Origin of the sequence: Chitinophaga sp. GbtcB8 (genome assembly GCF_019091455.1) — a bacterium.
Classification (GTDB): Bacteria; Bacteroidota; Bacteroidia; order Chitinophagales; family Chitinophagaceae; genus Chitinophaga.
The window spans coordinates 117,000-142,512 of the sequence record NZ_JAGXJN010000001.1; the positions used below are offsets into that span (position 1 = coordinate 117,000).

Genomic DNA, 25,513 nt, shown 5'->3' on the forward strand with positions numbered 1-25,513 from the left:
GCGGACATGGCCCCATTATTAACCTGTTGATTATGAATACCGTACAAACAGGCATTCTGCTTGGAGTAGCTGGTATCTACCTGTAAAATCACCTGGTCATGTTTTCAAACTACCTGAAAGTTGCCTGGAGAAATCTTGTACGCGACAAAACGTTCTCTATTATCAATATGGTTGGACTGGCCATTGGCCTGTCCGGTTTTCTGCTGATAGCTTTGTACGTGATGGATGAGCTGAGCTTTGACCAGTATTACGACAAAGCAGGGAACATTTACCGTATTGATATGAATGCCCGCTGGGGCGGTGAGGACCTGCGAATGGCCCAGATAGGGGATCCCATTGGGCCCAAGCTCAAAAATGACTATCCCCAGGTGGAGGAATATACACGCATCTTTTATAGCCGTAATGACCCCGGTATGGCGAACAAACTGGTAGGGAAAGGCAGTGAATATATTACAGAGAGCAATACGGCCTATGTGGATTCTACCTTCTTTAACGTCTTTAAATTTCCTGCGCTTGAAGGCAATCTCCGTACTGCATTAAATGAGCCGGGTACCGTGGTGATAACCGCTTCCACCGCCGTCAAATATTTTGGTTCCACAGAGGCTGCCGGAAAAACGCTCAGCGTAAAGGAGAATGGCAGGGATGTTCCGTATAAGGTGAATGCGGTTATCAAAGATATTCCCGGGAACACACATTTTGATTTCAATATCCTGTTCTCGATGAAAAGCCTGCATTATCAGTGGGGACAGGTTGGCAACAGCAACTTTTATACTTACCTGGTGCTGAAACCGGGGCCGGGTGTAAAGGTCTTTGAAAAACAGCTGAACAGCTATATCGTGAAATATTTTACCCCTCTGCTGAAGGATTTCAATATGAGCAGCATAGAAGAATTTGAGAAAACCGGCAATAGGTTCAATTTTATACTAACACCTGTTACCCGCATCCATTTGTATTCCGACAGGCAGGCAGGCGAAGAGATGAGGCCTTCAGGCAGCATCCAATACGTGGCCATCTTCTCAGCCGTGGCCCTGCTCATACTGTTCATAGCCTGTATTAATTTCATGAATCTCACTACAGCCCGCTCCGCAGGAAGGGCCAGGGAAGTAGGCATCCGCAAAGTGCTGGGCACTGAACGGAAAGAGCTGATCCTGCAGTTCCTCTCAGAGTCTACGCTGATGGTTTTGTTGTCCTTACTGATCGCTGTTGGAATAGCCTTTCTAATCCTGCCCCTGTTTAATTCAGCGGCGGCCAAGTCCATGAGCATGGCAAGCCTTTTCTCGCCGGTGATCTTACCCCTGCTGCTGGCATTACCCTTTGTGGTTGGCCTGCTTGCGGGCAGCTACCCTGCCTTTTTTCTATCCGCGTTTAAACCGATCGAAGTATTGAAAGGCAAATTGAGGATGGGTACAAAAAGCGGTGGCCTGCGAAGCGCATTGGTGGTATTCCAGTTCACTACTTCTATTATACTGATCATCGGGACGCTCGTTGTATACAGGCAGCTTCGCTTCATTCAAACCCGCGACCTTGGATTCAATAAAGAACAGGTGCTCATTATCAACAACGCCGATGCGCTGGATAATAATGCGGAGGCTTTTAAAAACCAGGTGGTGCAGCTGCCCGGCGTAAAAAGCGGCACCCTGAGCGCCTTTCTGCCGGTATCCAATTCTTCCCGCAACGTGTGGAATGTTTTCAAAGATCCGGTTGCTGCTGCGGCCAATAGCTTTAACGCGCAGTTCTGGGCCATTGATTGCGATTACCTGGAAACAATAGGTATCAAACTGCTGAAAGGAAGGAATTTCTCGCCCGGCTTTGGCATGGATTCCTCTTCCTGGATCATCAATGAAGCAACGGCCCGGATCCTGGGTTATAAAGATCCTGTTGGAAAGAATATATATACCATCAATGATGATGGTAAGGCAACCGCTCACGCCATCGTAGGGCTTGTAAAGAATTTCAATTATGAATCCCTCCACTCTGCCGTAGGCCCTCTTATTTTTGCCCTGCATAGAAGCACAGGGCTGGCATCTTTCAAAGTGAGCACGGCCAATATCAATACCCTGGTTGAACAGGTGCAAGGTAAATGGAAGGCCATGGCGCCGGGCATGCCGTTCAGCTATCGTTTCCTGGATGAATCCTTTAATGAAATGTACCGCGCAGAACAGCGTGTAGGCGAGATTGCGATGATCTTCTCCATATTGGCTATCCTCATTTCCTGCCTGGGCATATTCGGGCTGGCTACATTTATTGCAGAACAAAGAATGAAGGAGATCGGCATCCGCAAAGTGCTGGGCGCAAGCGTTCAGGGTATTGTTGGATTACTCTCCGCCGATTTCATGAAGCTCGTAGGTATCGCCTTTGTTATTGCCGCGCCTTTTGGCTGGTGGGTTATGAATAAATGGCTGCAGAGTTTTGTTGACCGGGCAGCTTTCAGCTTGTGGATCTTCCTGGTGGCAGGTGTTGCCGCTTTGTTCATCGCATTGGCTACGGTGAGCTTTCAATCTGTCAGAGCGGCGCTTATGAACCCAACGAAAAGCCTGAAAGCGGAGTGATTGCTGTTTCAGGATACCTGCGCCTTTGGAATCAGAGCGATTGAAGGCCTTCTGTATTGCTAATATCGCCTTCCCGGAGGCCCAGTAAACGGGCTGCACCCGCCTGTTATGAAATCTATTTAGCTATTATCATCGTATCAGCAATGGTTTGCTGTTAAGCATTGTCAAGCGTATCACGCCGGGCAAAGGCCCGTTTATCCGGACCTACGGGGGCCGCGGAGATCAGAGCGATTGCTGGCCATTGAGGATCATTGAGGGCCTATAATCCGTAACTGATAATTCGTAATTTCGTCTAATGGAAACATTGGATATCCTCATCATCGGCGGAGGGCCTATAGGACTGGCCTGCGGATTGGCGGCAAAAAAAGCGGGGTTGAGCTATGTAATACTGGAAAAGGGCTGCCTGGTTAATTCATTATATAATTACCCTTTGAATATGACCTTCTTTTCTACCTCCGAAAGGCTGGAGATAGACGGCATTCCCTTTATGTCCATTAATGCAAAACCTACCCGCCCGGAAGCGCTGGAATATTACCGGCGGGTGGCTACCTCCCGGGAGCTGCACGTAAAGCTGTTTGAAGAAGTGCAAGCCATTAGCCCTAACGGAGATACCTATACGGTAAAAACTCCCCGGCATACCTACAATGCCCGGCATGTGGTGATTGCTACCGGCTTTTATGATATTCCCAACCTGATGAACGTGCCGGGTGAAGACCTGCCCAAAGTAAGACACTATTATAAAGATCCTCACTTTTACGCCATGCAGCGCGTGATTGTAGTAGGCGCCCATAACTCAGCCGTGGATGCGGCTTTGGAAACCTGGCGCAAAGGTGCAGATGTAACAATGGTGATCCGCGAAAGCGGTATTGCCAGCCGCGTTATAGCCAGATTAAAACCGGATATTGAGAACCGAATTAAGGAAGGTTCCATTAAAGCGCATTGCCATTCCGTGATCAAAGCTATACGGCCGGGTGAAGTAGAGATCTCTACCCCGGATGGTGTGGTAACAGTGGAAAATGATTATGTGATTGCCATGACGGGCTACCAGCCGAACTTCAGCTTCCTGGAAAATGCCGGTATTGAATTATCGAAGGATGAGAAAAAATATCCTGCCTATAACCCGGATACCATGGAAACCAACCTGCCCCGGGTGTACCTGGCCGGCGTGGTTTGCGGCGGTATGGATACGCATGTATGGTTTATTGAAAATTCTAGGGACCATGCGGAGAAGATCATAACCCACATTTGTGGGTAATTAAACAATATTCACTTCTCTTTCCAGCTCTACACCAAATTTTTCGTGTACACTATCCAGTACTTCCTGGGATAAGCTGTAGATCTCCTGGCCTTTGGCATTGCCGTAATTTACCAGTACCAGCGCCTGTTTGGCGTGTACGCCGGCATCGCCTTTGCGGTAGCCTTTCCAGCCGCATTGCTCAATAAGCCAGCCGGCAGCCAGCTTATGCTGCCCGTTGGCGGCCGGATAAGCTACAATATCAGGATGTGCCTGTTTTACAGCGGCAAATTGTTCCGCGCTGATAGTAGGGTTTTTGAAGAAGCTGCCCGCATTGCCGATCTGTGCCGGATCCGGCAGCTTGGAGCGGCGGATGTTGATCACCGCCTGACTAATGGCCTGTATAGAAGGCTCCTTTACCTCCATCCGCTGCAGCTCCTGTTCTATAGCACCATAGCTGGTATTGAACTGCGGATGTTTACGCAGGCGGTACGTAACAGACAGGATCACGAACTGTCCTTTGTACTGGTGTTTAAACACACTTTCCCGGTAACCGAATGCGCAGTCTGCATTGTTGAATGTTACCAGCGTACGGTCGTGCAGGTGAAAGGCTTCCAGCTCATAAAAATGATCTTTTATTTCCACGCCGTAAGCGCCAATATTCTGCATGGGGCTGGCGCCTACATTGCCGGGGATCAGGGACAGGTTCTCCAGCCCGGCATAATTATATGTTATACAGTGCTGTACAAACTGGTGCCAGTTTTCCCCGGCGCCGGCTTTTACATAAAAATATTCCTCATCTTCCCGTACCAGGGTAATACCTTTCAGCTCATTTTTCAGGAGCAGCCCGTCAAAATCCCGGGTAAATAAAATATTGCTGCCGCCGCCCAGGATCATGCGGGGAACGGCCTTCCAGCGGCCATCTTCCAGGATCTCCTGCAGCTGCTGTAGGGTAGCAAACGGGGCAAAATAACGGGCTTGTGCGGCAATGCCAAAGGTATTATACGGCCGGAGTAAAACATTTTCTGCTACCTGCATATGTGAAAATTCAATGACTTAACTTTATAATAAGACTGCAACCTACAGGTAAATGATGCCAATTGTTGGCCTGTTACTTGTAAATGTTCAGCAGTAGAATGACTATAATTAACTACGGCTGCTGCCGGTAGTTTTTTTCCCGGACAAAGATAATTAACAGAACAATGCCTCAAACAGCTATTGTAATTGGCGCTACCGGGCTTACCGGCAGCCACCTGGTGAACCTGCTGCTGCACAACCCCGCCTTTGACAAGGTAAAGGTGCTGATGCGCAAACCGTCTCTGAAACAACGGCCCGGACTGGAAAGCATTATCGTGGATTTTGAAGATGAGGAAAGTTTGGCGGCGGCCCTGCAGGGCGATGTGCTGTTTTGCTGCATTGGCACCACCAAACGCAAAGCCGGCGGCAAGGAGCAGTTCCGCGAGGTGGATTTTAATATTCCCGTGCGTTGCGCCACACTGGCCAAACGGCATGGATTTAACCAGTTCCTGTTAATGTCGTCTATTGGGGCTAATGTAAACTCCCGCTTTTTTTACCTGCGTACCAAAGGGGAGGCAGAACAGGCCATAACCCGACTGGGTTTTAACAGCATGCACATATTCCGCCCGTCGGCATTGCTGGGTAAGCGGGATGAGCCCCGCCCCGGCGATGTGTTTACGCAATACCTGGTACAGGTGTTTTATTTTTTGCTGCAGGGAAAATGGAAGAAGTACCGGGGCATCCGGGCATCCACAGTGGCTAAAGCAATGGTAGCTGCAGGGGTAAAGGGCGAGAACGGCACACATGTTTATGAATCAGATGCAATAAAGGAAATGGCGGGGGAACCGTTGTAGATATGCAAATGAGTAAATATGCAGATGTGCAGATGGAATGCCGGGCCTTATTTGCATATTTGCACATATGCATATTTGCACATCTGCACATTAAACACAGTCTACATCCGGAGTAATAATAACCGACCGGAATTTCTTCTCTGCCTGCAGCTTTACAAAATGCTCCCGTAACAGCTGTTTGGTTTGGGCGATGGTTTTTGAATCGCGTGGCAGCTTGATCAGCATTTCCTGCAAATAATTATTACGCACCCGGCTTACCAGCGGGGCTGCAGGGCCTACCAGCTGTGGGCCCAGGTGAGGTTGCAGCCAGCTGCCCAGGATCTGCGCCGCCTGCTCCACTACCAGCTGTTTCTTATGCTTGATGGTAATTTTCAATAAACGGAAAAAAGGCGGGTACCCAAAACGCTGCCGTTCCACGATCTCTGCCTCATACATGGCTTTATAATCATGCAGGCTTACATATTGTAAAACGGGGTGACGCGTATTATTGGCCTGTATCACTACCCGGCCCTGATCTTTTTTACGGCCTGCACGGCCGCTCACCTGCTCCATCAGCTGAAAAGCCCGTTCATTTACCCGGAAATCGGGGTAGCTCAGCAGGCTGTCTGCGCTCAGAATGCCTACCAGGCTCACGTTATCGAAGTCCAGCCCTTTTACAACCATCTGCGTACCCACGAGTATGTCTATACGCTGTTGCTCCAATTGCTGGATCATTTTATTATGACTGTCCTTGTTACGCACCGCATCCACATCCATACGGGCAATGCGGGCATCGGGGAACAGCTGCTGCAGGTCTTCCTCTATTTTTTCCGTACCAAAACTTTTTGGTATCAGCGTTTGGCTGCCGCAGGCCGCACAGGTGTACAGGTAAGGATACTGCGTACCGCAGTAATGGCAATGCAGCTTATCCTGGTTGCGATGGTAGGTGAGCGATACATCACATTGCTTGCAATGCGGGATCCAGCCACAGGTAGTACATAACAGGAAAGGTGCATAGCCTCGCCGGTTCTGGAACAGGATCACCTGTTTGCCAAGGGCCAGGGTTTGCTTAACCGCATCGGCCAGCATGGGGGTAAAGTTGTGCAGCATTTGCTTTTCAGCAGTAGGCTGCTTAATGTCTGCTATTTCAATAGACGGCATTTCTATGCCGCCAAACCTTTCTTCCAGGGTAACCAATCCATATTTGCCCTGCTGCGCATTAAAATAAGATTCCAGTGAAGGCGTAGCAGAGCCTAATAATACCTTTGCTCCAAACAAGCCGGCATAATAAATAGCCGCATCGCGGGCATGGTAGCGGGGTGCGGGATCCTGTTGTTTGTAAGAGGCATCATGCTCCTCATCCAGTATGATCAGGCCTATATCCCGGAACGGTAACAGCATGCCGGAACGGGCGCCCAGCACTATCTGCAGCTCGCCGCTTTTTACTTTGTTCCAGATCTCTACCCTTTCATTATTATTAAAGCGGGAATGGTAAATGCCGATCTTATTGCCAAAGTGTTTTTGCAAACGCCGGATGATCTGCGCAGTAAGCGCTATTTCCGGTAACAGGTACAGCACCTGTTTGCCGGTGGCAATACAATCTTCTATCAGCTTTACATATACCTGGGTTTTGCCGCTGGAGGTTACCCCGTGCAGCAGGGTCACCGGCTTATGCTCAAAGCTTTGCCGCACAGCCAGCAAAGCAGCTTCCTGCGCAGGGCTCAGGATAAAATCTATATTTGCCTCGGCCTTGCTGCCCGGCACACGGTCTACCACCCGTTTTTCTATCCACACAATATTTTTATCTACCAGCCCTTTCAGCTGTGCTGCGCTGGCGCCGGATTTTTTCAGCAGCTCGCTTTGTAATACCGCACCCTGTGTTTTTAACAGGTGCAGGTAAGCCAGCAGCAGCTCCATTTGTTTGGGCGCACGCCCCAGCTCATTGAACAGGGCGGACAGCTGCTCCTCCTGCTCGTAAGCGGGGTGCAGCTGCACATAACTTTCCTTCTTTTCTTTATAGGCTTCTTTCAGCTCTTCAAATACCAGGCATACCTTTTTTTCTATGAGCTTTTTAATGGTGCTGTACACATCGGCCTTGTCCAGGATCAGCTGCACTTCGCCAATACGCAGCTCTTTGCGCATCAGCAGGGCTTCTGCTATCAGGTACTCATCTTCATCCAATGAGGTCATATCATCGCCGAAGGCATCATTATATAATAAGATCGTTTCGCTGGAAAGTTTAAGATGGGCGGGTAAGGCGGCATTCAGCACCTCCCCTTCTGTACACATGTAATAAGATGCGATCCATTGCCAGAAGGATAACTGTGCCGGATATACGACAGGTTCTTTATCCAGCAGGTCCAACAGCGGTTTGGTTTTATAATCCAATGGCGCCTGCCCGTGTACTGCTTTTACAATACCGGCATACTTTTTCTGGCGGCCCAGCTGTACGGCTACGCGGCTGCCTGCCTGTATGGTATCTTCCATACCGGCTGGTATGGCGTACGTATAATTTTTGGGTAAGGCCAGTGGTAATATTACATCTGCGTATTTCATGGATCTAAATAGCCTGCTCCAGCACCGTATCCTGGTACTGGGAGTGCTCCTTCAGGGCTGTGTACATGATATTAAATACTTTGTCTTTCAGCGCAGGTATGTCTTCCATGGTAAGCCCGTCCACTGGTATGGATGGGAGGAATAACACCCTGCAGCGCCCTGGTGAGAGATCCAGCATTTTTTTATTGGAGAACCGGATACCGCTGTCAAGGTACAGCACCGGCTTTAAAGGCGTTTGTGTTTCAATGGCTATACGAAAAGCGCCGTTATGAAAAGGCGTTAGCAGCTTATCCGTTTCATTGGTAGTACCTTCCGGGAAAATAAGCACGGATACTTTCTGCTTTACCATATACATCATTTCCCGCACGCTGTTGGACCGGCCCTTTGCGCTGGACCTGTCTACCAGCACCACTGACTGTTTATAAATGAAACCAAAGAAGGGGATCTTTTTCATTTCAATTTTACCCAGGGGGCGGAAAGGTAAGCCCATCACCTTTACTGCAATACAGGCATCCAGGTAAGAACGGTGGTTTACCACGTAGAGGAAGGTACCTTTTTCATGATTATCCTCGTGGATCTTACTGACCCATATACCTACCAGCGGAAACCAGAGATGTGCCCACAGGCGCAGGAAATAAAAAGTGATATTACCTCCTTTTATTTTTCCCAGCAGGGATGCCAGGGCAATAAACGGGAGGATGAGGAACATGATCCCCAGCCATACCAACAACGCGTATACCACATATATTACCTGTATTGGTCTTAGCAACAATTTCATAAAAACACGGATCCCTGTTTAGGTGAACACCAAACCTGAAAATTAAGCAACAATTACCAATTCTCAACTACGAATTATCAAATTACAAATTACGAATACCGTATATCTCTCATTCGTAAATGTTTATCTACATATCAGTCACAGTTACAGACCCAGTGTTTGTCGAGGTCAATGCAGGTAACAACGCGGGTAGCATCGTCGCAGGGTGCAAAGACAATACGCAAATGCTGGCCTTCGTGGGAGTAACCTTCCAGCGCATAGGTAGGACAAGGGTGGTCGTGCAGGTTGGATTTAGCCAGGTCAATACGGCCCTGGGCCATGATCTCCTGTACCTCTTTTTCAGTAACATGGCGGCATTCCATCCGGCAGCGGGCATGTACGGTATATTCCAGGCGCGCGGTACGGTCAAACTCCGGTACATCGTCCACCATTTCCGGTATGGGCGGACCTTCCGTGGAGGACTTTTGCGGACTTCTCCACCATTGCCAGCGCCAGGCAATGACCAATAAAATGGCCAGTAACAGTACAGGGAAGTATTTGTGCAGTGCCCCCGGTTTCATGCATTCAGGATTGTAATGAGGTCAGCAATATATTAAACTTACACGCTTTTTCCCGCTTTTGCCCCAAAATCTGGTAAAACAACAAGTAATAAAAGTTCGTAACTTTGCCCTCCTTTATGACACAGGCAAAAACAGTGGCTTTTCATACCCTGGGCTGTAAGCTGAATTTTTCAGAAACCTCTACCCTGAGCAGGTTGCTGGAACAGGATGGTTTTGTGAAAACGGATTTTGACGGATTGGCCGATGTATATGTGATCAACACCTGCTCCGTTACCGACAATGCGGATAAGGAATGCCGGCAGCTGGTAAGGCGCATTCAGCGCCGCGCGCCGGAAAGCATGGTGGTAATAACCGGTTGTTACGCCCAGCTGAAGCCCCAGGAAATTGCTTCTATTGAAGGGGTGGACCTGGTACTGGGTGCCGCGGAAAAGTTCAATATCACCGAACACCTGAAAACACTTACCAAAGGCGACAGCACCCGCATTTGCTCCTGTGATATTGAAGATGTTAACTCCTTTCATGCCTCTTACTCTTTACATGACCGTACCCGCACTTTCCTGAAAGTGCAGGACGGCTGCGACTATACCTGTACTTTTTGTACGATTCCCATGGCCCGCGGCAAAAGCCGCAGCGACAGTGTGGAAAATGTGCTGGAACATGCCCGTACCCTGGCCGGCAATGGTGTAAAAGAAATTGTGCTCACTGGTGTAAACCTGGGCGATTTTGGCAAAGGCCTGCAAGGTGGTAAGAAACGTGAAGAAACTTTTTACGAGCTGGTACAGGCGCTGGATGAAGTGGAAGGGATTGAACGTTACCGCATTTCTTCTATAGAGCCTAACCTGCTGAGCAACGAGATCATTGAATTTGTAGCCAACAGCCGCAAGTTCATGCCGCACTTTCATATTCCTTTGCAAAGCGGCAGCAATCATATACTGGGCCTCATGCGCCGCCGCTACCGCCGCGAGCTGTATGCAGAAAAAGTAGCGCTCATTAAACAGTTTATGCCGCACTGCTGTATTGGTGTGGATGTGATTGTGGGTTTCCCTTCTGAAAGCAATGAACATTTCCAGGAAACCTATAACTTCCTGCACGACCTGGATATTTCTTACCTGCATGTATTTACTTACTCTGAACGCGCCAACACGCCTGCCGTGGATATTACTCCTGTAGTACCGGTAGCGCTGCGGCATGAGCGTAATAAAATGCTGCGTAACCTGAGCCATAAAAAGATGCAGTATTTCACTGAACAGCATATTGGCGAAACCCGGAAAGTGCTGTTTGAACAGCATCAGAAGGATGGTATGATGGAAGGGTATACGGATAATTATATTAAGGTAACCACCCCGTATAGGGCAGAATGGGTGAATGGGCTGGTGGATTGGGAGTTGAGATAAGTGGCTGGTATATAATACGTTTCACCCCATCTTTAGAAAAATTTCCATTTTCTCCGGAAATATTTCCGTATATTTACTTACAATCTAAGTATTATGAGAACAGGAAATGTGCTGGCTAAATATGAACCTTCTTTTGATAACGATATTACATTGTTATTAAGCGCTAAAAAAGGGCTGAAACCTGAAGCGGTATTTGACTTTATTACGATCTCCCAATTTTCTGCCAACCTGGTAGAACAATTACTGAATAAAACCATCAAAACTTTTACGAAATACAAGGAGCAGAACACGCCGCTGGATGCTACGGTAAGTGAGAAGCTGCTGAAGCTGTTTGCACTCTACGATAAAGGCACGCTGGTATTTGGTAACGTTGACGAGTTTAATAAATGGATGGCCTTACCCTCCTTTGGACTAGGGAACCAGGTACCCTTAGAATTACTGGATACCATTACCGGTATTGAATTAATTGCAGAAGAACTCACCCGCATTGCATACGGAGACATTGCTTAACCTATTATGATCGTTTACAGGATAACCCTGGCGGCTTACGCCGATAAACTGCTTGCTTCCGGCAACCCTGCCAGGTGGAATTCCAAAGATATAAAGGTGATCTACACAGCCGGCTCCAGAGCGCTGGCCTGCCTGGAAAATGTGGTGCACCGGAGCTCCCGCGGATTGCAGGGCAATTTCAGAACACTGTTAATTGAGATCCCTGATCATTTAAAGATCACGGTAATTGATAGAAAAGTATTACCCTTACACTGGTATAATTTTGCCAGCATGCCTTACACGCAAAATTTAGGAGATGAATGGGTAAAAGACGGCACTTCGGCCATACTGCAGGTACCTTCTGTAATTATACCTGAGGAACAGAATTATATATTAAATCCTGCTCATAAGGATTTTAGCAAGATCAAACACCTGGGTAACGAGCCGTTTGAATTTGACAGCCGTATCAAAGAAAAATAAAGAGCCCAGGAAAAATTTGGCAAAATAAAAATAGTTTTTACCTTTGCAATCCCGTCAAACAAAAGGTTGATGAGAATAGAAAAGGGAGTTTAGCTCAGCTGGTTCAGAGCATCTGCCTTACAAGCAGAGGGTCGGCGGTTCGAACCCGTCAACTCCCACACAAATACAAAGCCTTGCTACATTAGCAGGGCTTTTTCATTTATACATTGTTTCAAGGCACTCCGGCTTCTATTCACTTTTTCATTCAAGAAGCTACACAGCAGGTTGAAAGACTCGTTACCTGATCTACCATTCCATACCTTAATGGAGGCCCTCCCCTACCCAAGGTACCAACAGCTTCGCCCCCCATTTTCATGCATCAGCTTTTAAATCATTAATGTGCGCGCCGTTACTGCCTAAAAGCCGCTTTAAATAAAATAAGTGAAAAATATTTTCATCTACTTTGTATTACAAAGCACTTTTTAACTAACTTTGAAATACAAAGTACTTTATCACCAAAAACCAAGGGCGCTATCGTTGTTACATTCAACGTTCCAAAAACAAATGACTATCAGGCTGAAAGAATATTTACAAGGAACACCAGCGGGGATACTATTAAAGAACAGTTGCACTATCAAAACCTATAAAGCATGCTATCATGACACAGAACAACAATTTAAGGACACAATCAACAAATTTCATTAAACGGCCTATGCTGATTGGCGCAGGGGTTGGTTTAATACTGATCTCATTTTTTGTGTTTACAACCAGGGATCCCAAGCCGGAATGGGGCAAGCTATGGATGATCAGACCTTTAATAATTGTTCCGCTGGCAGGCTTCCTTGGCGGTGCTTTCTATTATTGGATGGCTCAATTGAGCTCTCAGAAAAAAATAAATAGACCGGTGACCTTAATATTCAGCCTGATTGTATTCATGTTTGTGCTTTGGATAGGGGTCATATTGGGATTGGACGGTACTTTATGGGATTAACAGGCACTTTCCTACATCTCCAAAACGTCCCGGTTGCGCCATGGTCCCCGAAGTCCTGAAGAATATTCCTCCATCAGATGAACTTAAATCTTTCCCCCACTCATGTGCACGGCATAAACATTGTTATTATCTTCAGGTCCCGGACGGAGATGCGAGCGTACGACCCTCCGTTACCACCCTGAAATCAACCGAATGAGCTTTTGTAAAATTTTTACCAGTCTGGCTTTACTGGCTACTGTTACAGTGCAGGCGCAAACGCCCGCCGGCGACAGCATTCAGGTAGCCATTGCTCCCAACTATGACAACGTGAGCGGCTTACACCGGACGCTTTTTGGTGAAAGCTACCGTAAGTTATGGGCGGCGCCCGTTACTTTAAAAGTATTCTACCTTTCAAAGGAAAAAGGAGGGCTTACTATTTTACAGCAAGGCGGCGGTTTGCAAACCAGGTCTTTACGCCTGCGCGATGCCAGCGGCCAGGAATGGGTATTGCGTACCATTCAGAAGTACCCCGAAAGAGCGCTCCCCAAGAACCTGAGAGCCACCGTCACCAAAGATATTTTGCAGGACCAGGTAGTAACCTCGCATCCTTATTCCGCCCTTACCGTACCTCCGCTGGCTACAGCATTGGGTATCCCGCATGCCAATCCACAGATTGTGTATATACCGGATGATCCCGCCCTGGGCGAATACCGGAAAGACTTTGCCAATGCCGTTTTCCTGATAGAAGAAAGAGCGCCCGCCGATGCAGAGGATACCGACAATACGGAAAAAGTGCAACGCAAGCTGGAAGATGATAATGATGTGCATGTGGATCAGCAAATAGTGCTGAGGGCCCGCCTGCTGGATATGTTGCTGGGCGACTGGGACCGCCATGAAGACCAGTGGCGCTGGACAAAAAAGAAAGAAAAAAAGAATACTGACTATACACCCCTGCCCCGCGACCGGGATATGGTATATTATAATACCACGGGTATGTTCCCCTGGATCGTTTCTCACCAATGGTTAAAATCCAAGTTCCAGGGCTACCATGATAATATCCGGGATATAAATGGATTTAACCTGAATGCACGTTTTTTTGACCGCTATTTTTTAAATGGCCTGAGCGAAGCCGACTGGCAGCAGCAGATCCGTTATGTACAGACTACCCTTACCGATAGCTTGATCAGCGAAGCCATACACAGGATGCCGGATACCATCGTTAAACTATCCGGGGAAAAGCTTATTAAAACATTCATTGCCCGCAGGAACGGGCTGGAAAAAACAGCGCTGAAATATTACCGTTTTATTTCCCGGTATGTGGATGTTCCTGCATCTGACAAACAGGAGCTGTTTGACATCCGCAAGCAACCGGATGGTTATGTGGATGTAACCATCTGTAAAATAAAAAAGGACGGCACCACCTCCGACACCTTATTTAAAAGAGTGTTTGATCCTGCTGTTACAGATGAAGTACGTTTATACGGGCTGGATGGCAGGGATATATTTAATGTTACAGGCAATGAAAGATCGCGCATCCGTATCCGTATGATAGGCGGCAGTGGAAAGGATACTTTCCTGGTTGCGCAGCATATGCCGGAAAAAGGACGGTTATACATTTATGACCGCGCGGATAAAGACAACTATATACCGGCGCATATTAATGCCCGGGTTAAAACATCCAATGACAGCACGGTTAACAGCTACAACCGGCGGAACTTCACCTTTGACAGGCTTGGCCCCTTGTTCTCTGCAACATACAATCCCGATCAGGGTTTGATGTTACGGGCCAACATGATGTTTGAGAAACAAGGTTTCCGTAAAGAGCCTTACGCACAGCAGCATCAGCTGATCGTTAGCTATGTTACCGGCCGCCAGTCTTTTATATTGCAGTACCTGGCTGACTATAAACACCTGATCGGCAAGAATGACCTGCGCATTAATGTGCTTTCCAGGGGCCCTCACAACCTGGGTAATTTCTTTGGACTGGGTAATGAATCTGTTTTTGTAGATGAAGGCGATAAAGAAATTTCCTACTACCGTAACCGTTATGATCTGATCAATGGCGATGTAAGATTATACCGTAACCTGGGAAAATATTTCACCGTGAGCGCCGGTATAGCCGGCCAGTTTTACACCAGCCGGGAAGCCAATAATACACACCGTTTCCTGGGTGTATATAATACTGCTTTCCCGGATCAGCATGTTTTTGATGACCGCCTGTATGCCGGGCTGATAGCCGGTGTAACGATGGACACCCGTAATAATGCCACCTCCCCTTACAAAGGTTTTAGCTGGAACACGGTGCTCACCGGCCTGCGGCAAACAAATGGCGATCATCTCACTTCCGGCAAGCTCACTTCCGAATTTAGTTTTTATACACGCCTGCTGGGCGACTCTACACTGGTGATGGCTAACCGTGTTGCAGGCGGTACCACCTTTGGCGATCCTGCTTATTTTCAGCTGATGCAGCTGGGCGGCGCGCAAATGCTGCGCGGCTTCCATACCAACCGCTTCAGTGGTAAAACGGGTGTGTATCACAACCTGGAGCTGCGCTTAAAACTATTTGATTTTACCTCTTACCTGTTACCGGGTAGTGTGGGATTGATCGGTTTTAATGATGTGGGACGTGTATGGCAACCGGGAGAAAAGTCTGATAAATGGCATGACGGTTATGGCGGAGGCATTTATATTATCCCGGCAGAACTGTTTATTGTGCAGGTGTCTGTAGGCGCTTCGGAAGAAGGCAGGTTAACGTATTTTTCTGCTGGGTTCCGGTTTTGATAGATGCGCAATGGCAGTGGCTTGCGAGCTCTTTTGAAGACAGGTCCGCCATAATTTTTTACTAAAAATTTGTAATTATCAGAAAAAGTATATCTTTGCAATCCCATCGAACAAAAAGTGATGGAAAAGTAACAAAAAGGGGGGTTTAGCTCAGCTGGTCCAGTGCATCTGCCTTACAAGCAGAGGGACGGCGGTTCGAACCCGTCAACTCCCACACAAATACAAAGCCTTGCTATAATTAGCGAGGCTTTTTTATTTTATGCAATTCCCAACTGGTTCCACGCAGCCCGGCTTTTAGCCGGAGATCTCCCAACTATCCTGCCTCCTCCCGGCATCAAGTTTGATTCAGTTAATATTCTTGCCTTTACCTTAATAAGGTTCTTATATGTTGGCTAAATAATGAGCTATGAGAAACAAAGTTTATTTAATGCTGGGATTGGCAGCAGGTGCGGCGGCATTCACTTTAACCCTTTCATCCCGTGTGTCAATACCACGTGGCGCAAAAGCAGTCTCCCCCTTTGACAAGAAAAAATACCTTGGTACCTGGTATGAAATTGCCAGAATGGATTTTAGATTTGAAAAGGGACTTGACCACGTTACAGCCACCTATTCTTTAATTGATGATGAAACCATTCGCGTTGATAACCGGGGATTTAATGTAAAAGATCAGGAGTGGAGACAAAGCATTGGTAAGGCTAAACCGGCTGGAGCGCTTTCGGAAGGAAGGCTGAAAGTTTCTTTCTTTTGTCCGTTCTATGCAGGTTATAACGTGATCGCAATCGATCCGGAATATCGTTATGCGCTGGTGGCGGGGAATAATTTAAAATATCTCTGGCTCCTGTCGAGGGAAAAAACGATGCCTCAAGAGATAAGAGAAAGCTACCTGGAACAAGCCAGGGCATTAGGTTATGATACCAACCAGCTGGTATGGACGAATCAACTGATCACAGATGAATGATTATGACAATAAGGAAGTTAAAACAGATTGGCAAAAATGAGTTTGACGTACCAACCCCCGGATAATGGTGTTAAAGAAAAACGGGGTTATTTCTTCTTATCGCCCTCCAGGTGAAAGATGTGAAGGAAACGGTGGGCAATGGGGGTGAACATTAAAGCTACTACGGATAAGAATATGACACCGCTGTAAATGGCGTAAATACCGGAAAAAACCTTGGCCCCGGCAGATTCCATGGGGTTTACAGGGCCCATACCGGTAAGGATCATGGCGGCATTCAGGTACGCATCCAGCCAGCCTAAATGGGCCAGGTAATGGTAACCGGCCATCCCTATAAGCATAGAGAAAATGATCACTAAAAAGGAAAATAGGCCATAACGCAGCAGGCGCCGTACAAACAAACGGCGGGGAAGCAGGGGCTGTGAGCGGTGTTCAAAATGCATAACCGGCTATTTTTTGCCTTTAAAGATACGTTTGAATGCCTTACCCAGCTTATTCAGGTTAGCCAGCTGCTCCTGTATAGGCGCCAGGGTAAGATCTTCCGGCTGCACGCCGGCCTCCAGGTAATCCATTTCAATCTGTTCCGGGAAAATGAGGATAATATTCGTATCGCGGAAGTAGCGGCCCAGGCGGGCAGGAATATGCTCCTGGAAAGCAGTGTACGATAGCGTGCCTTTACGGGCAGAGGCCACCACCAGCAGATCGCCGCTGCTTACTTCTTTGGAAAGCGCCTGAAAATCTTCCAGCTCCGTGGCGCCAATAGGCTTAAAGGTTATTTCTATACTGATCTTCGCGTACTGCAAAAAGGTTTCCACCGCCACTTTGGTTTTTTCAGGGCAATGGATCACCAGGCGTACGCCGATCTGTTTAGCCAGTATCAGCATTTTTTGCAGGTAATGCACAAAACCTTTTTCATACTCTGTATTGCGGGGCAGCACCAGCACCATTTTTTTTGCTGCGTTCATGGGGTGGTGGAAATCGCATACGTACACGGTTTCCCATACGCTTTGCAGCACGTTATCCAGCGTGGTACCGAATATGGAGCCAAACAGCCGGTCGGTGGTGCTGGTCTTATCCGTCCAGCCCAGGATCACGTCTGTTATCAGCAATTCTTTGGCCGCACGGGCAATACCATCCGCTACATTCAGATCCACGCGCGTAATAGACTGCACATGGCTTTCCGTTGCAGCGGCATGCATGACCGCAGCTTCCATCATTTTATTGGTAACATGGATCTTTTCTTTGGCTTCCTCATCATCCTGCACCACAGCCAGCGGGTATACCGGCGTTTGGGATCCCGGGTCTTTGATCATCACTGCCAGATCCAGCAGGGATTCTATACGCGCAGGGTTGGATACGGGCACCAGTATACGTTCCGGGGCGCCATCCGTTTCCGGTTTACGCTCTGCTTCTACTATAGCCAGGCGGCGGCCGGCATTTTCCGTTACAAAAGAGCTTACCAGGCAGGTAACAAGAATAAGCAGCACGGTGCCGTTCAGCACATTCTCATTAATAATGCCCATGTTAAAGCCTATCAATATCACTGCAATGGTGGCAGCGGCATGCGCGCTGCTTAAACCAAAGATCACATTCCGCTGCGGGGTGCTGTAGCCAAAAGAAAGCTGTGTAAAAAAGGCTGCCAGCCATTTGCTGAATAAGGCCATAACAGTCAGGGAACCGGCAATGATCAATGCCTCCTGCCCCTTCAGCAGCACCCGCAGGTCTACGATCATACCTACGCTGATCAAAAAGAAAGGAATGAACAGCGCATTCCCGACAAAAGCAATACGGTTCATTAATGTAGAGGTATGCGGTATCAGCTGGTTTAATGCCAGCCCGGCCAGGAAAGCGCCAATGATCCCCTCCACCCCTGCCAGCTCCGCCAGAAAACCGGCCAGGAACACGAGGGCTAATACAAATATGAAGTGCGAGGTTTTATCGTCCTTGATCTTTTTAAAGAACCAGCGCCCTATCATTGGAAAGATCCACAATATAATGGTGGCAAATACGGTTACCGATACACCCAGCCGTATCCAGAAATAAGTATTCAGGTTGCCGGCAGCAGCGCCGGTAATAATAGCCAGTATTAATAATACAGCCGTATCCGTTATAATGGTGCCGCCTACGGCCACTGTTACTGCTTCATTTTTAGTAATGCCCAAACGGCTGGCTAATGGATAGGCTACCAGCGTATGCGTGGCAAACATGCTGGACACCAGCAGTGTGGCCATAAAATTAAAATGCAGCCAGTAGGTGCAAACCAGGTATCCTAAAATAAGAGGAATAAAGAAAGTGAACGCGCCAAACACCAGGCTGCGGTGCCGGTTCTTGCGGAACTCCGTCATGTCCAGCTCCAGCCCGGCCAGGAACATAATGTATAACAAACCAGCCTTACCAAACAGGTCTATGCTACCTTTTTCTATGATCTTAAAGCCGTGATCGCCAATGGCCATGCCGGCTATGATAAGGCCTATAATACTGGGTATGCGGAACTTGCGCAGAATAATAGGGGCCAGCAGGATAATGAACAGTACCAGTGAAAAAATAGGCACCGGATCTTTCAATGGTAAGCTAATGTCCAGCAACAAAACCCCTCCTTTCAATACAGTCATCATGGCCTTATATTTATTCCGGGCATAAATTACTCCATTTTATGTACACAATTACATTAAAAATGTCTGAGAACCCCACACCTGCCACCTCCCGCTTCAGGGTCTTGTGACATTCATTTGTGATTTGATATAAATGATAAACACGTTGATGGATTATAGTTTTACACGGCTTATGCTGAACATATCTTTACATCGTTAACAGCACACAACAACTTAGCTAAGAAAAAGAGCATCTGAAAACCTTTAACAGAGTAAGAAAGGAGATATCCGAAAATTCCTGATCAGAGCAGGAAAAAAAATTAAAACGTTAAACTTTACAATCATGAAACCCATAAAAAACCAAGACGACGCTAAAAAATCAGATCTGCAACAGAAAACTGTTTCTGTTCTGTCTGACAACCAGCTGAATGCTATTGACGGCAAGAATGAAGAGAGCGGACCGGCCGACTACCTGTTCCAGGTGGCGGGAAAATAGCTGGGCGCCTGCCGCCGGCTTATGCCTGTCCTGCGGCACCCGGTCATTGGACGAATGCCTGTTCCTCTCGTAATAGTGCAGCCCCCTAGTATTTCCCGATAATTACTGTAATTTTGCGCAAAGCCATGAAGTAAACCATGAGTCAGCGTACCGAAACCGGCACATATAAAAAAGAATTAGAGGATGTGCTCATCGCAGAAGATGAGCAGTTCCCTTTTAGCCTTATTGTGTGGAATGATGATGTAAATACCTTTGACTGGGTGATACAATCATTAATTGAAGTATGTGAACACTCCGCAGAACAAGCGGAACAATGCGCGCTTTTTATCCACTACAACGGTAAGTATGCGGTAAAACATGGCGAATTTACCCAACTACGCCCCATGTGCGAAGCACTCCTGGACCGGGGCATCAGCGCCACCGTTGAAGAAGCCGTGGAAGGCTGAGCTGATTTACGATCTTAGATTTACAATTTTAGATTTGACGGGAGCGGATGATGGCATTTGCCTCAAATTCTTCAAATTTAATTGCAGTACATCTTATTAAAATCTAAAATCGTATATCGTATATCTAAAATCGCATGGTTTTTTCCCTTACAAAAGAGCTGGTATTTCCACCCGTGCACCTGTCAGATGATGACGGGCTGCTGGCCGTGGGCGGCGATCTTTCAACAGAGCGGCTGCTGCTGGCCTACCGTTCCGGCATTTTCCCCTGGTACAATGAGCCGCCTATTTTATGGTGGAGTCCTGATCCCCGTTTTGTATTATTCCCCTCAGAGCTCAAGGTATCTGCCAGCATGCGGCAAATACTCAAAAAGCAGGTCTTCCGTATTACCTTCAACCAAAACTTTGCAGCCGTGATCCGCGGCTGCCGCCGTGTTCCCCGTAAAGGCCAGGATGGCACCTGGATCACCAATGCTATAGAACGCGCTTACATACAGCTGCATGAGCAGGGATACGCACACTCCGTAGAATGCTGGCTGGAAGATAAGCTGGTAGGCGGTTTATACGGCATACGGCTGGGCAATTGTTTCTTTGGCGAATCCATGTTTGCCAATGTAAGCAATGCCTCCAAAGCAGCTTTCATCACATTCGTACAATCCCATAATGACCTAACCCTGGTCGATTGCCAGGTACATACAGAACACCTGGCCACCTTAGGCGCACGTTTTATAAACCGGGATGAGTTTTTGGAGTTGATTGAGTAATGGTTGATGGCCGATGGACCATGAACTGCCGTCTGTAGACAGCAGACCGTTGTCTATAGCCAACAAACCAACATGAATCCGGAAAAAAGCGTAATTTAAAATGCGCTTAGAACAATCCCATCACTCATCCTAAATTTACCACCAATGAAAAAGTTCGCTCTGTATGTATCCATCCTGGTCTTATCGGCCTTCACTGTTCAGCAGCCGGCATTAACGCGGGATGATAAGTCCTTTCTGCTGGACCAGCTGCAAAGCACCAAAACCACCCTGCTAAACGATGTTTCAGGCCTCAGCGATGCACAGATGCAGTTTAAACCATCCCCCGACCGCTGGTCTGTCAGCGAATGCATGGAACATATTATTAAGGTCGAAAAAGCCATTTTTGATCAACAGCAGGCCAGTATGAAACAACCACCCAACCCTGAAAAACGCAGCGAAATAAAGGTTACAGATTCCCTGCTCATTAAAATGATGGCAGACCGCAGTCATAAAGCCCAGGCAGCAGAAGAAATGAAACCTAAAGACATCTATACCAGCTCTTCTGCAGCCGTAGAAGCTTTTACCACTCAGCGTGATCAGATCATCAACTATGTTAAAGGTACTAATGACGATATGCGCAGCCATGTAATATCCTCCCCGCGGGGTTACATGGATGCCTACCAGTACATGTTAATTGTTGCCGGCCATTGCGGCCGCCATACGCAGCAGATTGAAGAAGTGAAAGCTGATCCGGCATTTCCGCGCTCTAATTAATAATTAAGAATGAATAATTAATAATCGTATTGAAGGAGTACATGGAAGTGTACTATGGCACTATTATTAATAACTCATTTAAACAAAAATGCAGTACTACATCCAGGCGTAGTGCTGCATTTATTATTTATCAATCATTCATAAACAAAAATGCAGTACCGGCACTCTCGCGCAATACTGCATCCATGATTATTAATTATTAATCCTTAATTATTATTTCGCCGAAGGCGCCTTCTTCTTCGCATACCCTCCCTCAAAGAAACACCTGATCCCCCGGTACGCCCCGCAGCCGCCAATTTCACGGATGCTTACCCGGCCGGCTGTGAACTGGAAGCTGATACCGCAGGAGGTTTCCTTATCCTTATACTCCCCTTTGCTGCTACCGGTAAAGTGGCCGGTGCCGCTCAGCTCTCCCTTACAGTTGCCATTGTCTTTGGAAAAGGTAATAAAGAACAGGAAGGTTTTGGCATCCTGCCCGTCGCGGATAGAAATAATGTTCATATCACCGGAAGTATAATCACCGGAGAATTTATGTTTATGCGCTAAAGTATCTATCGGGTTAAAGATCTGCCCGGGCGCCGTAGGCCCGTTAGAGTTAGTCATGATCAGCGTGATGGTCCCGTTGGCATTTGCCATGTAAAAGTCTTCCTTTAACGCGGTATTGGAGCCCACTGGTTTTTCCGTACTGGTTTTTATCACGTATTTATTATCCAGTGTAAAGCTCATCTGCTCCGGGCTGTTAGCATCCTTGCTGGCTGCCACCATACGGTTCAGGTATTTGCCTTTTTTATCGGTAAAACAGATGTATGCTACCGTAGAGGACCGGTCCACCGCTTTGATCACAAAATATTGCAATGCGCTGCCCGCTACATAAGCCAGCGGAAAATATTTCAGATGCCTGGTTTTTGTAGAGTCTGCACTGACCAGGGTATCTGTCAGAAACTGTTTCAGCACATCCCGCTGCAGGGCCAGGGAATCCGGCTGTTTTTGCAGCAGGGAATCGGCCATTAGCCGGTAAGGCGCCTGTTGTTCAGGAAATAAGGCTTTAAAATCGTCAAAGGTTACCGGGCGCCCGCCGGAGGTATGCTTGTTCCCGGAGCCGCAACCGGCTAAAATACCCACGGTTAAAAGTAGTGCCAACAGCCTGTTCATGCGTAATGTAAAATTGTTTCTTGCCGAAAAGTTAAAGATATTTTTGATATATACCGCATAGCTAATCAAAAAAAATGCCGGTTAAATGGATGAACGGAGCCTCTCCCCTCCTACAAGGGTTGGGAATACCATGTAAAATGTTTAGATTTGTCTAACTTTTATTTTAGGGTTTATGAATTTAACAGTTGCAGAGGAAAACTACATTAAGTCTATTTATAAGCTGGAAGAAGGGGCAGAAGCGGTAACTACTACGGGATTAGCTTATGAGCTGGATACCAAACCCGCATCCGTAACGGATATGGCTAAAAAGCTAAAGGAGAAAAAGCTTATTGATTATGAAAAGTACCAGGGCATTAACCTTACCGCAGAAGGTAAAAAGGCCGCCCTGCACATTATACGCCGCCACCGCCTGTGGGAATGTTTCCTGGTAGACAAGCTGGCCTTTAGCTGGGAAGAGGTGCATGAGCTGGCCGAAGAGCTGGAACATGTGCGCAGCGAAAAGCTGATCATCCGCCTCAGCGACTTCCTGGGTAACCCTACCATTGACCCGCATGGGGACCCTATTCCCGACGCACAGGGCAAATTGGGGAAACAACGCGCACAGATATCCCTGGACCAGGCCCGCACCAAACGCCTGGAAGTAACGGCCGTATCCGACAAATCAGCTGCTTTGCTGGAATTCCTGAACGCCAAAGGCATTCGCCTGGGCACCCAGCTGGAAGTAATTGAACGCTACGAATTTGATAATTCCATTGAAATAAAGATCCGGAACCAGCCCGCCTTTACCATTAGTGAACAGGTGAGTAAAAATATTATGGTTCGGCCCCTGTAAGTGAAACAAATAATTTTCTATTAAAGCTATGGATCATACTGCTACATCGCTGAGTGAAGTACATCAGAGTATAGATACCACTGCGCGGTCGCGGTGGAAAAAACTGCTATCTTTTTTTGGCCCCGCCTACCTGGTAAGCGTAGGTTATATGGATCCCGGCAACTGGGCCACAGACCTGGCCGGGGGCAGCCAGTACGGCTACCAGCTATTATGGGTGCTGCTGATGAGTAACCTGATGGCCCTGCTGCTGCAAAGCCTGAGCGCCCGACTGGGTATTGTACGCGGCCGTGACCTGGCGCAGGCTAACCGGGAAACCTACCCGCCCGTTATCAACTTCATTTTATACGTGCTGGCAGAGATAGCCATTGCCGCCTGTGACCTGGCAGAAGTGCTGGGGATGGCCATAGGCATACAGCTGCTTACCGGCCTGCCACTGGTATGGGGCGTTAGCTTTACCGTGTTGGATACCTTTCTGCTGCTGATCTTACAACGCTACGGCATCCGGAAAATGGAAGCCTTTATCATAAGCCTGGTAGCCATTGTAGGCATCTCCTTTTTAACGGAGCTGGTAATTGCCCGGCCCGTAATGTCAGAAGTAGTAACCGGTTTTGTACCCATCATACCGGATAATGCAGCCCTGTATATTGCCATTGGTATTATAGGCGCCACTGTAATGCCGCATAACCTGTACCTGCATTCCGCCCTGGTGCAAACGCGCAAAATTCAGCGGGATGATAAGGGCATTAGACAGGCATTGAAGCTAAACCTTATTGACAGCACCGTGGCCCTGAACCTGGCCTTTTTTGTAAATGCCGCCATCCTCATATTAGCCGCCACCGTGTTCTTTAAAAGCGGGCGTACAGATATTGCAGAGATCCAGGACGCGCATGAGCTGCTGGAAAAACTGCTGGGCAGCAAAGTAGCGCCCATCCTGTTTGCAGTAGCGCTGATAGCCGCAGGCCAGAGCTCTACGGTAACAGGCACCCTGGCCGGGCAGATCATTATGGAAGGTTACCTGCGTTTACGCATCAACCCCTGGCTGCGCCGTTTGATCACCCGCCTGCTGGCGATAGTGCCTGCCTTACTCACCATCTTATTAGCGGGCGATGATAAAGTAGGCGAGCTGCTGGTGTTCAGCCAGGTATTATTGAGCCTGCAATTAGGTTTTGCCATTATACCGCTCATTCATTTTGTGAGCGACAAAGGCACCATGGGCGATTATGCAATAAAGCCATTAACCAAGGTTGCCAGCTGGCTTATCACCGCAGTGCTGGTATACCTGAACCTGCGCATGGTATTTACAGAAGCCTTTAAATATATTACCCATGCAGGCAATGGCTGGGTAGATGCTATTATTATACTGTCCGGGATAGGTTTTATAGTGCTGCTGGTTATCACCATTGTATTTCCAATAATCAGCCGGTACCGGCAAATAGCCTCTGTACGCATACACCCTTCCCAGCTGCTTTCTTTAGGCAGCATGGAAAAACCACAGTATCACCGGATAGCACTGGCGCTTGACTTCAGCAAGCAGGATGAAAAAGTGATCACCAATGCAGTGGCTAACGGCAACGAGCATACGGAATATATATTGATACATGTAGTGGAAAGCGCTTCTGCCAAATACTTCGGCAGACTGTCTGACGATTTTGAAACCCGTAAAGACCAGGAGCAGCTGGATAGTTACCTGGCCTTGCTGCAGGCACGTAACATCCGCGCCCGGGGCATACTGGGCTACCGCCATCCCGCCAAGGAAATTGTGCGTATTGTAAAAGAAGAAAAAGCAGATTTTATTGTAATGGGAGGCCATGGCCATACCGGTATTAAAGACTGGATCTATGGCGAAACAGCCCACCAGGTACGGCATAACGTAAAAGTACCCGTGCTGCTGGTGCAGTAAATAATGG

Annotated in this window: 22 protein-coding genes and 2 tRNA genes; 17 read left to right on the forward strand and 7 right to left on the reverse strand. The window is 47.7% G+C overall.

The features are described from left to right. The first annotated feature begins 98 nt into the window (after positions 1–98). Both KVT36_RS00535 and KVT36_RS00540 read left to right on the forward strand, forming a co-directional pair. The gene (locus KVT36_RS00535) at positions 99–2,549 is read left to right on the forward strand and encodes an ABC transporter permease (RefSeq protein ID WP_217601558.1); all 2,451 of its coding nucleotides are present in this window, start codon (positions 99–101) and stop codon (positions 2,547–2,549) included. Positions 2,550–2,844: 295 nt separating this feature from the next. Further along, positions 2,845–3,804: a YpdA family putative bacillithiol disulfide reductase gene (locus KVT36_RS00540; protein WP_217601559.1), complete on the forward strand. Its 960-nt coding sequence runs from the start codon at positions 2,845–2,847 to the stop codon at positions 3,802–3,804. Here the strand turns inward: KVT36_RS00540 and murB are convergent, their stop codons facing one another. Next, positions 3,805–4,821 (reverse strand): UDP-N-acetylmuramate dehydrogenase, encoded by a 1,017-nt coding sequence (murB, locus tag KVT36_RS00545; protein ID WP_217601560.1) that lies wholly within the window; start codon positions 4,819–4,821, stop codon positions 3,805–3,807. A 164-nt stretch (positions 4,822–4,985) separates the two neighbouring features. On the opposite strand from murB, the gene KVT36_RS00550 reads away from it, so the two are divergent. Continuing rightward, positions 4,986–5,654, forward strand: a complete 669-nt coding sequence (locus KVT36_RS00550) for an NAD(P)H-binding protein (RefSeq protein ID WP_217601561.1) — start codon at positions 4,986–4,988, stop codon at positions 5,652–5,654. A gap of 90 nt (positions 5,655–5,744) precedes the next feature. Here the strand turns inward: KVT36_RS00550 and priA are convergent, their stop codons facing one another. The 3 genes from priA to KVT36_RS00565 all read right to left on the reverse strand — a co-directional run bounded on the left by priA (position 5,745) and on the right by KVT36_RS00565 (position 9,527). Beyond that, entirely contained in the window at positions 5,745–8,189 is a 2,445-nt protein-coding gene (gene priA, locus KVT36_RS00555; protein ID WP_217601562.1) for a primosomal protein N', read from the reverse strand. Between the two features lie 4 nt (positions 8,190–8,193). Beyond that, on the reverse strand, positions 8,194–8,967 hold the full coding sequence (locus KVT36_RS00560; RefSeq protein ID WP_217601563.1) for a 1-acyl-sn-glycerol-3-phosphate acyltransferase: 774 nt from the start codon (positions 8,965–8,967) through the stop codon (positions 8,194–8,196). Between the two features lie 134 nt (positions 8,968–9,101). Next, a complete protein-coding gene (locus KVT36_RS00565) occupies positions 9,102–9,527 on the reverse strand; it encodes a DUF4258 domain-containing protein (RefSeq protein ID WP_217601564.1) in 426 nt (141 codons plus the stop codon). Between the two features lie 116 nt (positions 9,528–9,643). Here KVT36_RS00565 and mtaB point away from each other — a divergent pair, with 116 nt between their 5' ends. The 8 genes from mtaB to KVT36_RS00605 all read left to right on the forward strand — a co-directional run bounded on the left by mtaB (position 9,644) and on the right by KVT36_RS00605 (position 16,578). Then, positions 9,644–10,921 (forward strand): tRNA (N(6)-L-threonylcarbamoyladenosine(37)-C(2))-methylthiotransferase MtaB, encoded by a 1,278-nt coding sequence (gene mtaB, locus KVT36_RS00570; RefSeq protein WP_217601565.1) that lies wholly within the window; start codon positions 9,644–9,646, stop codon positions 10,919–10,921. A 93-nt stretch (positions 10,922–11,014) separates the two neighbouring features. After that, a complete protein-coding gene (locus KVT36_RS00575; protein WP_089921091.1) occupies positions 11,015–11,431 on the forward strand; it encodes an antitoxin Xre/MbcA/ParS toxin-binding domain-containing protein in 417 nt (138 codons plus the stop codon). Between the two features lie 6 nt (positions 11,432–11,437). Next, positions 11,438–11,890 (forward strand): RES family NAD+ phosphorylase, encoded by a 453-nt coding sequence (locus tag KVT36_RS00580; protein ID WP_217601566.1) that lies wholly within the window; start codon positions 11,438–11,440, stop codon positions 11,888–11,890. 83 nt (positions 11,891–11,973) lie between these two features. After that, positions 11,974–12,048: transfer RNA gene (locus KVT36_RS00585), tRNA-Val, on the forward strand. Between the two features lie 479 nt (positions 12,049–12,527). After that, on the forward strand, positions 12,528–12,860 hold the full coding sequence (locus KVT36_RS00590; protein ID WP_217601567.1) for a hypothetical protein: 333 nt from the start codon (positions 12,528–12,530) through the stop codon (positions 12,858–12,860). A gap of 192 nt (positions 12,861–13,052) precedes the next feature. After that, entirely contained in the window at positions 13,053–15,620 is a 2,568-nt protein-coding gene (locus KVT36_RS00595) for a BamA/TamA family outer membrane protein (protein ID WP_217601568.1), read from the forward strand. 139 nt (positions 15,621–15,759) lie between these two features. Continuing rightward, positions 15,760–15,834 (forward strand) — tRNA-Val (locus KVT36_RS00600). A gap of 192 nt (positions 15,835–16,026) precedes the next feature. Then, positions 16,027–16,578, forward strand: a complete 552-nt coding sequence (locus KVT36_RS00605; protein ID WP_217601569.1) for a lipocalin family protein — start codon at positions 16,027–16,029, stop codon at positions 16,576–16,578. A gap of 86 nt (positions 16,579–16,664) precedes the next feature. Here KVT36_RS00605 and KVT36_RS00610 read toward each other — a convergent pair whose 3' ends face one another. Both KVT36_RS00610 and KVT36_RS00615 read right to left on the reverse strand, forming a co-directional pair. Beyond that, entirely contained in the window at positions 16,665–17,018 is a 354-nt protein-coding gene (locus tag KVT36_RS00610) for a hypothetical protein (RefSeq protein WP_217601570.1), read from the reverse strand. 6 nt (positions 17,019–17,024) lie between these two features. Then, complete coding sequence (locus KVT36_RS00615; RefSeq protein WP_254639778.1) at positions 17,025–19,190, reverse strand: cation:proton antiporter; 2,166 nt, start codon at positions 19,188–19,190, stop codon at positions 17,025–17,027. 319 nt (positions 19,191–19,509) lie between these two features. On the opposite strand from KVT36_RS00615, the gene KVT36_RS00620 reads away from it, so the two are divergent. The 4 genes from KVT36_RS00620 to KVT36_RS00635 all read left to right on the forward strand — a co-directional run bounded on the left by KVT36_RS00620 (position 19,510) and on the right by KVT36_RS00635 (position 21,622). Continuing rightward, complete coding sequence (locus KVT36_RS00620) at positions 19,510–19,662, forward strand: hypothetical protein (protein WP_217601571.1); 153 nt, start codon at positions 19,510–19,512, stop codon at positions 19,660–19,662. A 137-nt stretch (positions 19,663–19,799) separates the two neighbouring features. After that, positions 19,800–20,108, forward strand: a complete 309-nt coding sequence (locus KVT36_RS00625) for an ATP-dependent Clp protease adaptor ClpS (RefSeq protein ID WP_217601572.1) — start codon at positions 19,800–19,802, stop codon at positions 20,106–20,108. A gap of 134 nt (positions 20,109–20,242) precedes the next feature. After that, positions 20,243–20,869 carry a leucyl/phenylalanyl-tRNA--protein transferase gene (gene aat, locus KVT36_RS00630; RefSeq protein ID WP_217601573.1) on the forward strand — a complete coding sequence of 209 codons (627 nt, stop codon included), beginning with the start codon at positions 20,243–20,245 and terminating at the stop codon, positions 20,867–20,869. A gap of 144 nt (positions 20,870–21,013) precedes the next feature. After that, positions 21,014–21,622 carry a DinB family protein gene (locus tag KVT36_RS00635; protein WP_217601574.1) on the forward strand — a complete coding sequence of 203 codons (609 nt, stop codon included), beginning with the start codon at positions 21,014–21,016 and terminating at the stop codon, positions 21,620–21,622. Between the two features lie 213 nt (positions 21,623–21,835). On the opposite strand, the gene KVT36_RS00640 is transcribed toward KVT36_RS00635, so the two are convergent. After that, the gene (locus tag KVT36_RS00640; protein ID WP_217601575.1) at positions 21,836–22,774 is read right to left on the reverse strand and encodes a hypothetical protein; all 939 of its coding nucleotides are present in this window, start codon (positions 22,772–22,774) and stop codon (positions 21,836–21,838) included. A 172-nt stretch (positions 22,775–22,946) separates the two neighbouring features. Here KVT36_RS00640 and KVT36_RS00645 point away from each other — a divergent pair, with 172 nt between their 5' ends. Together KVT36_RS00645 and KVT36_RS00650 are read left to right on the forward strand one after the other, a co-directional pair. Next, positions 22,947–23,606, forward strand: coding sequence for a metal-dependent transcriptional regulator (locus KVT36_RS00645; protein WP_217601576.1), 660 nt, complete (start codon positions 22,947–22,949; stop codon positions 23,604–23,606). Between the two features lie 28 nt (positions 23,607–23,634). Then, on the forward strand, positions 23,635–25,506 hold the full coding sequence (locus tag KVT36_RS00650) for an Nramp family divalent metal transporter (RefSeq protein ID WP_217601577.1): 1,872 nt from the start codon (positions 23,635–23,637) through the stop codon (positions 25,504–25,506). Positions 25,507–25,513: the final 7 nt, after the last annotated feature.

Bases quoted from the DNA above. Each gene is read 5' to 3' on its own strand.
- KVT36_RS00535 (WP_217601558.1), top strand. From the start codon at position 99: ATGTTTTCAAACTACCTGAAAGTTGCCTGGAGAAATCTTGTACGCGAC.
- KVT36_RS00540 (WP_217601559.1), top strand. From the start codon at position 2,845: ATGGAAACATTGGATATCCTCATCATCGGCGGAGGGCCTATAGGACTG.
- murB (WP_217601560.1), bottom strand. From the start codon at position 4,821: ATGCAGGTAGCAGAAAATGTTTTACTCCGGCCGTATAATACCTTTGGC.
- KVT36_RS00550 (WP_217601561.1), top strand. From the start codon at position 4,986: ATGCCTCAAACAGCTATTGTAATTGGCGCTACCGGGCTTACCGGCAGC.
- priA (WP_217601562.1), bottom strand. From the start codon at position 8,189: ATGAAATACGCAGATGTAATATTACCACTGGCCTTACCCAAAAATTAT.
- KVT36_RS00560 (WP_217601563.1), bottom strand. From the start codon at position 8,967: ATGAAATTGTTGCTAAGACCAATACAGGTAATATATGTGGTATACGCG.
- KVT36_RS00565 (WP_217601564.1), bottom strand. From the start codon at position 9,527: ATGAAACCGGGGGCACTGCACAAATACTTCCCTGTACTGTTACTGGCC.
- mtaB (WP_217601565.1), top strand. From the start codon at position 9,644: ATGACACAGGCAAAAACAGTGGCTTTTCATACCCTGGGCTGTAAGCTG.
- KVT36_RS00575 (WP_089921091.1), top strand. From the start codon at position 11,015: ATGAGAACAGGAAATGTGCTGGCTAAATATGAACCTTCTTTTGATAAC.
- KVT36_RS00580 (WP_217601566.1), top strand. From the start codon at position 11,438: ATGATCGTTTACAGGATAACCCTGGCGGCTTACGCCGATAAACTGCTT.
- KVT36_RS00590 (WP_217601567.1), top strand. From the start codon at position 12,528: ATGACACAGAACAACAATTTAAGGACACAATCAACAAATTTCATTAAA.
- KVT36_RS00595 (WP_217601568.1), top strand. From the start codon at position 13,053: ATGAGCTTTTGTAAAATTTTTACCAGTCTGGCTTTACTGGCTACTGTT.
- KVT36_RS00605 (WP_217601569.1), top strand. From the start codon at position 16,027: ATGAGAAACAAAGTTTATTTAATGCTGGGATTGGCAGCAGGTGCGGCG.
- KVT36_RS00610 (WP_217601570.1), bottom strand. From the start codon at position 17,018: ATGCATTTTGAACACCGCTCACAGCCCCTGCTTCCCCGCCGTTTGTTT.
- KVT36_RS00615 (WP_254639778.1), bottom strand. From the start codon at position 19,190: ATGATGACTGTATTGAAAGGAGGGGTTTTGTTGCTGGACATTAGCTTA.
- KVT36_RS00620 (WP_217601571.1), top strand. From the start codon at position 19,510: ATGAAACCCATAAAAAACCAAGACGACGCTAAAAAATCAGATCTGCAA.
- KVT36_RS00625 (WP_217601572.1), top strand. From the start codon at position 19,800: ATGAGTCAGCGTACCGAAACCGGCACATATAAAAAAGAATTAGAGGAT.
- aat (WP_217601573.1), top strand. From the start codon at position 20,243: ATGGTTTTTTCCCTTACAAAAGAGCTGGTATTTCCACCCGTGCACCTG.
- KVT36_RS00635 (WP_217601574.1), top strand. From the start codon at position 21,014: ATGAAAAAGTTCGCTCTGTATGTATCCATCCTGGTCTTATCGGCCTTC.
- KVT36_RS00640 (WP_217601575.1), bottom strand. From the start codon at position 22,774: ATGAACAGGCTGTTGGCACTACTTTTAACCGTGGGTATTTTAGCCGGT.
- KVT36_RS00645 (WP_217601576.1), top strand. From the start codon at position 22,947: ATGAATTTAACAGTTGCAGAGGAAAACTACATTAAGTCTATTTATAAG.
- KVT36_RS00650 (WP_217601577.1), top strand. From the start codon at position 23,635: ATGGATCATACTGCTACATCGCTGAGTGAAGTACATCAGAGTATAGAT.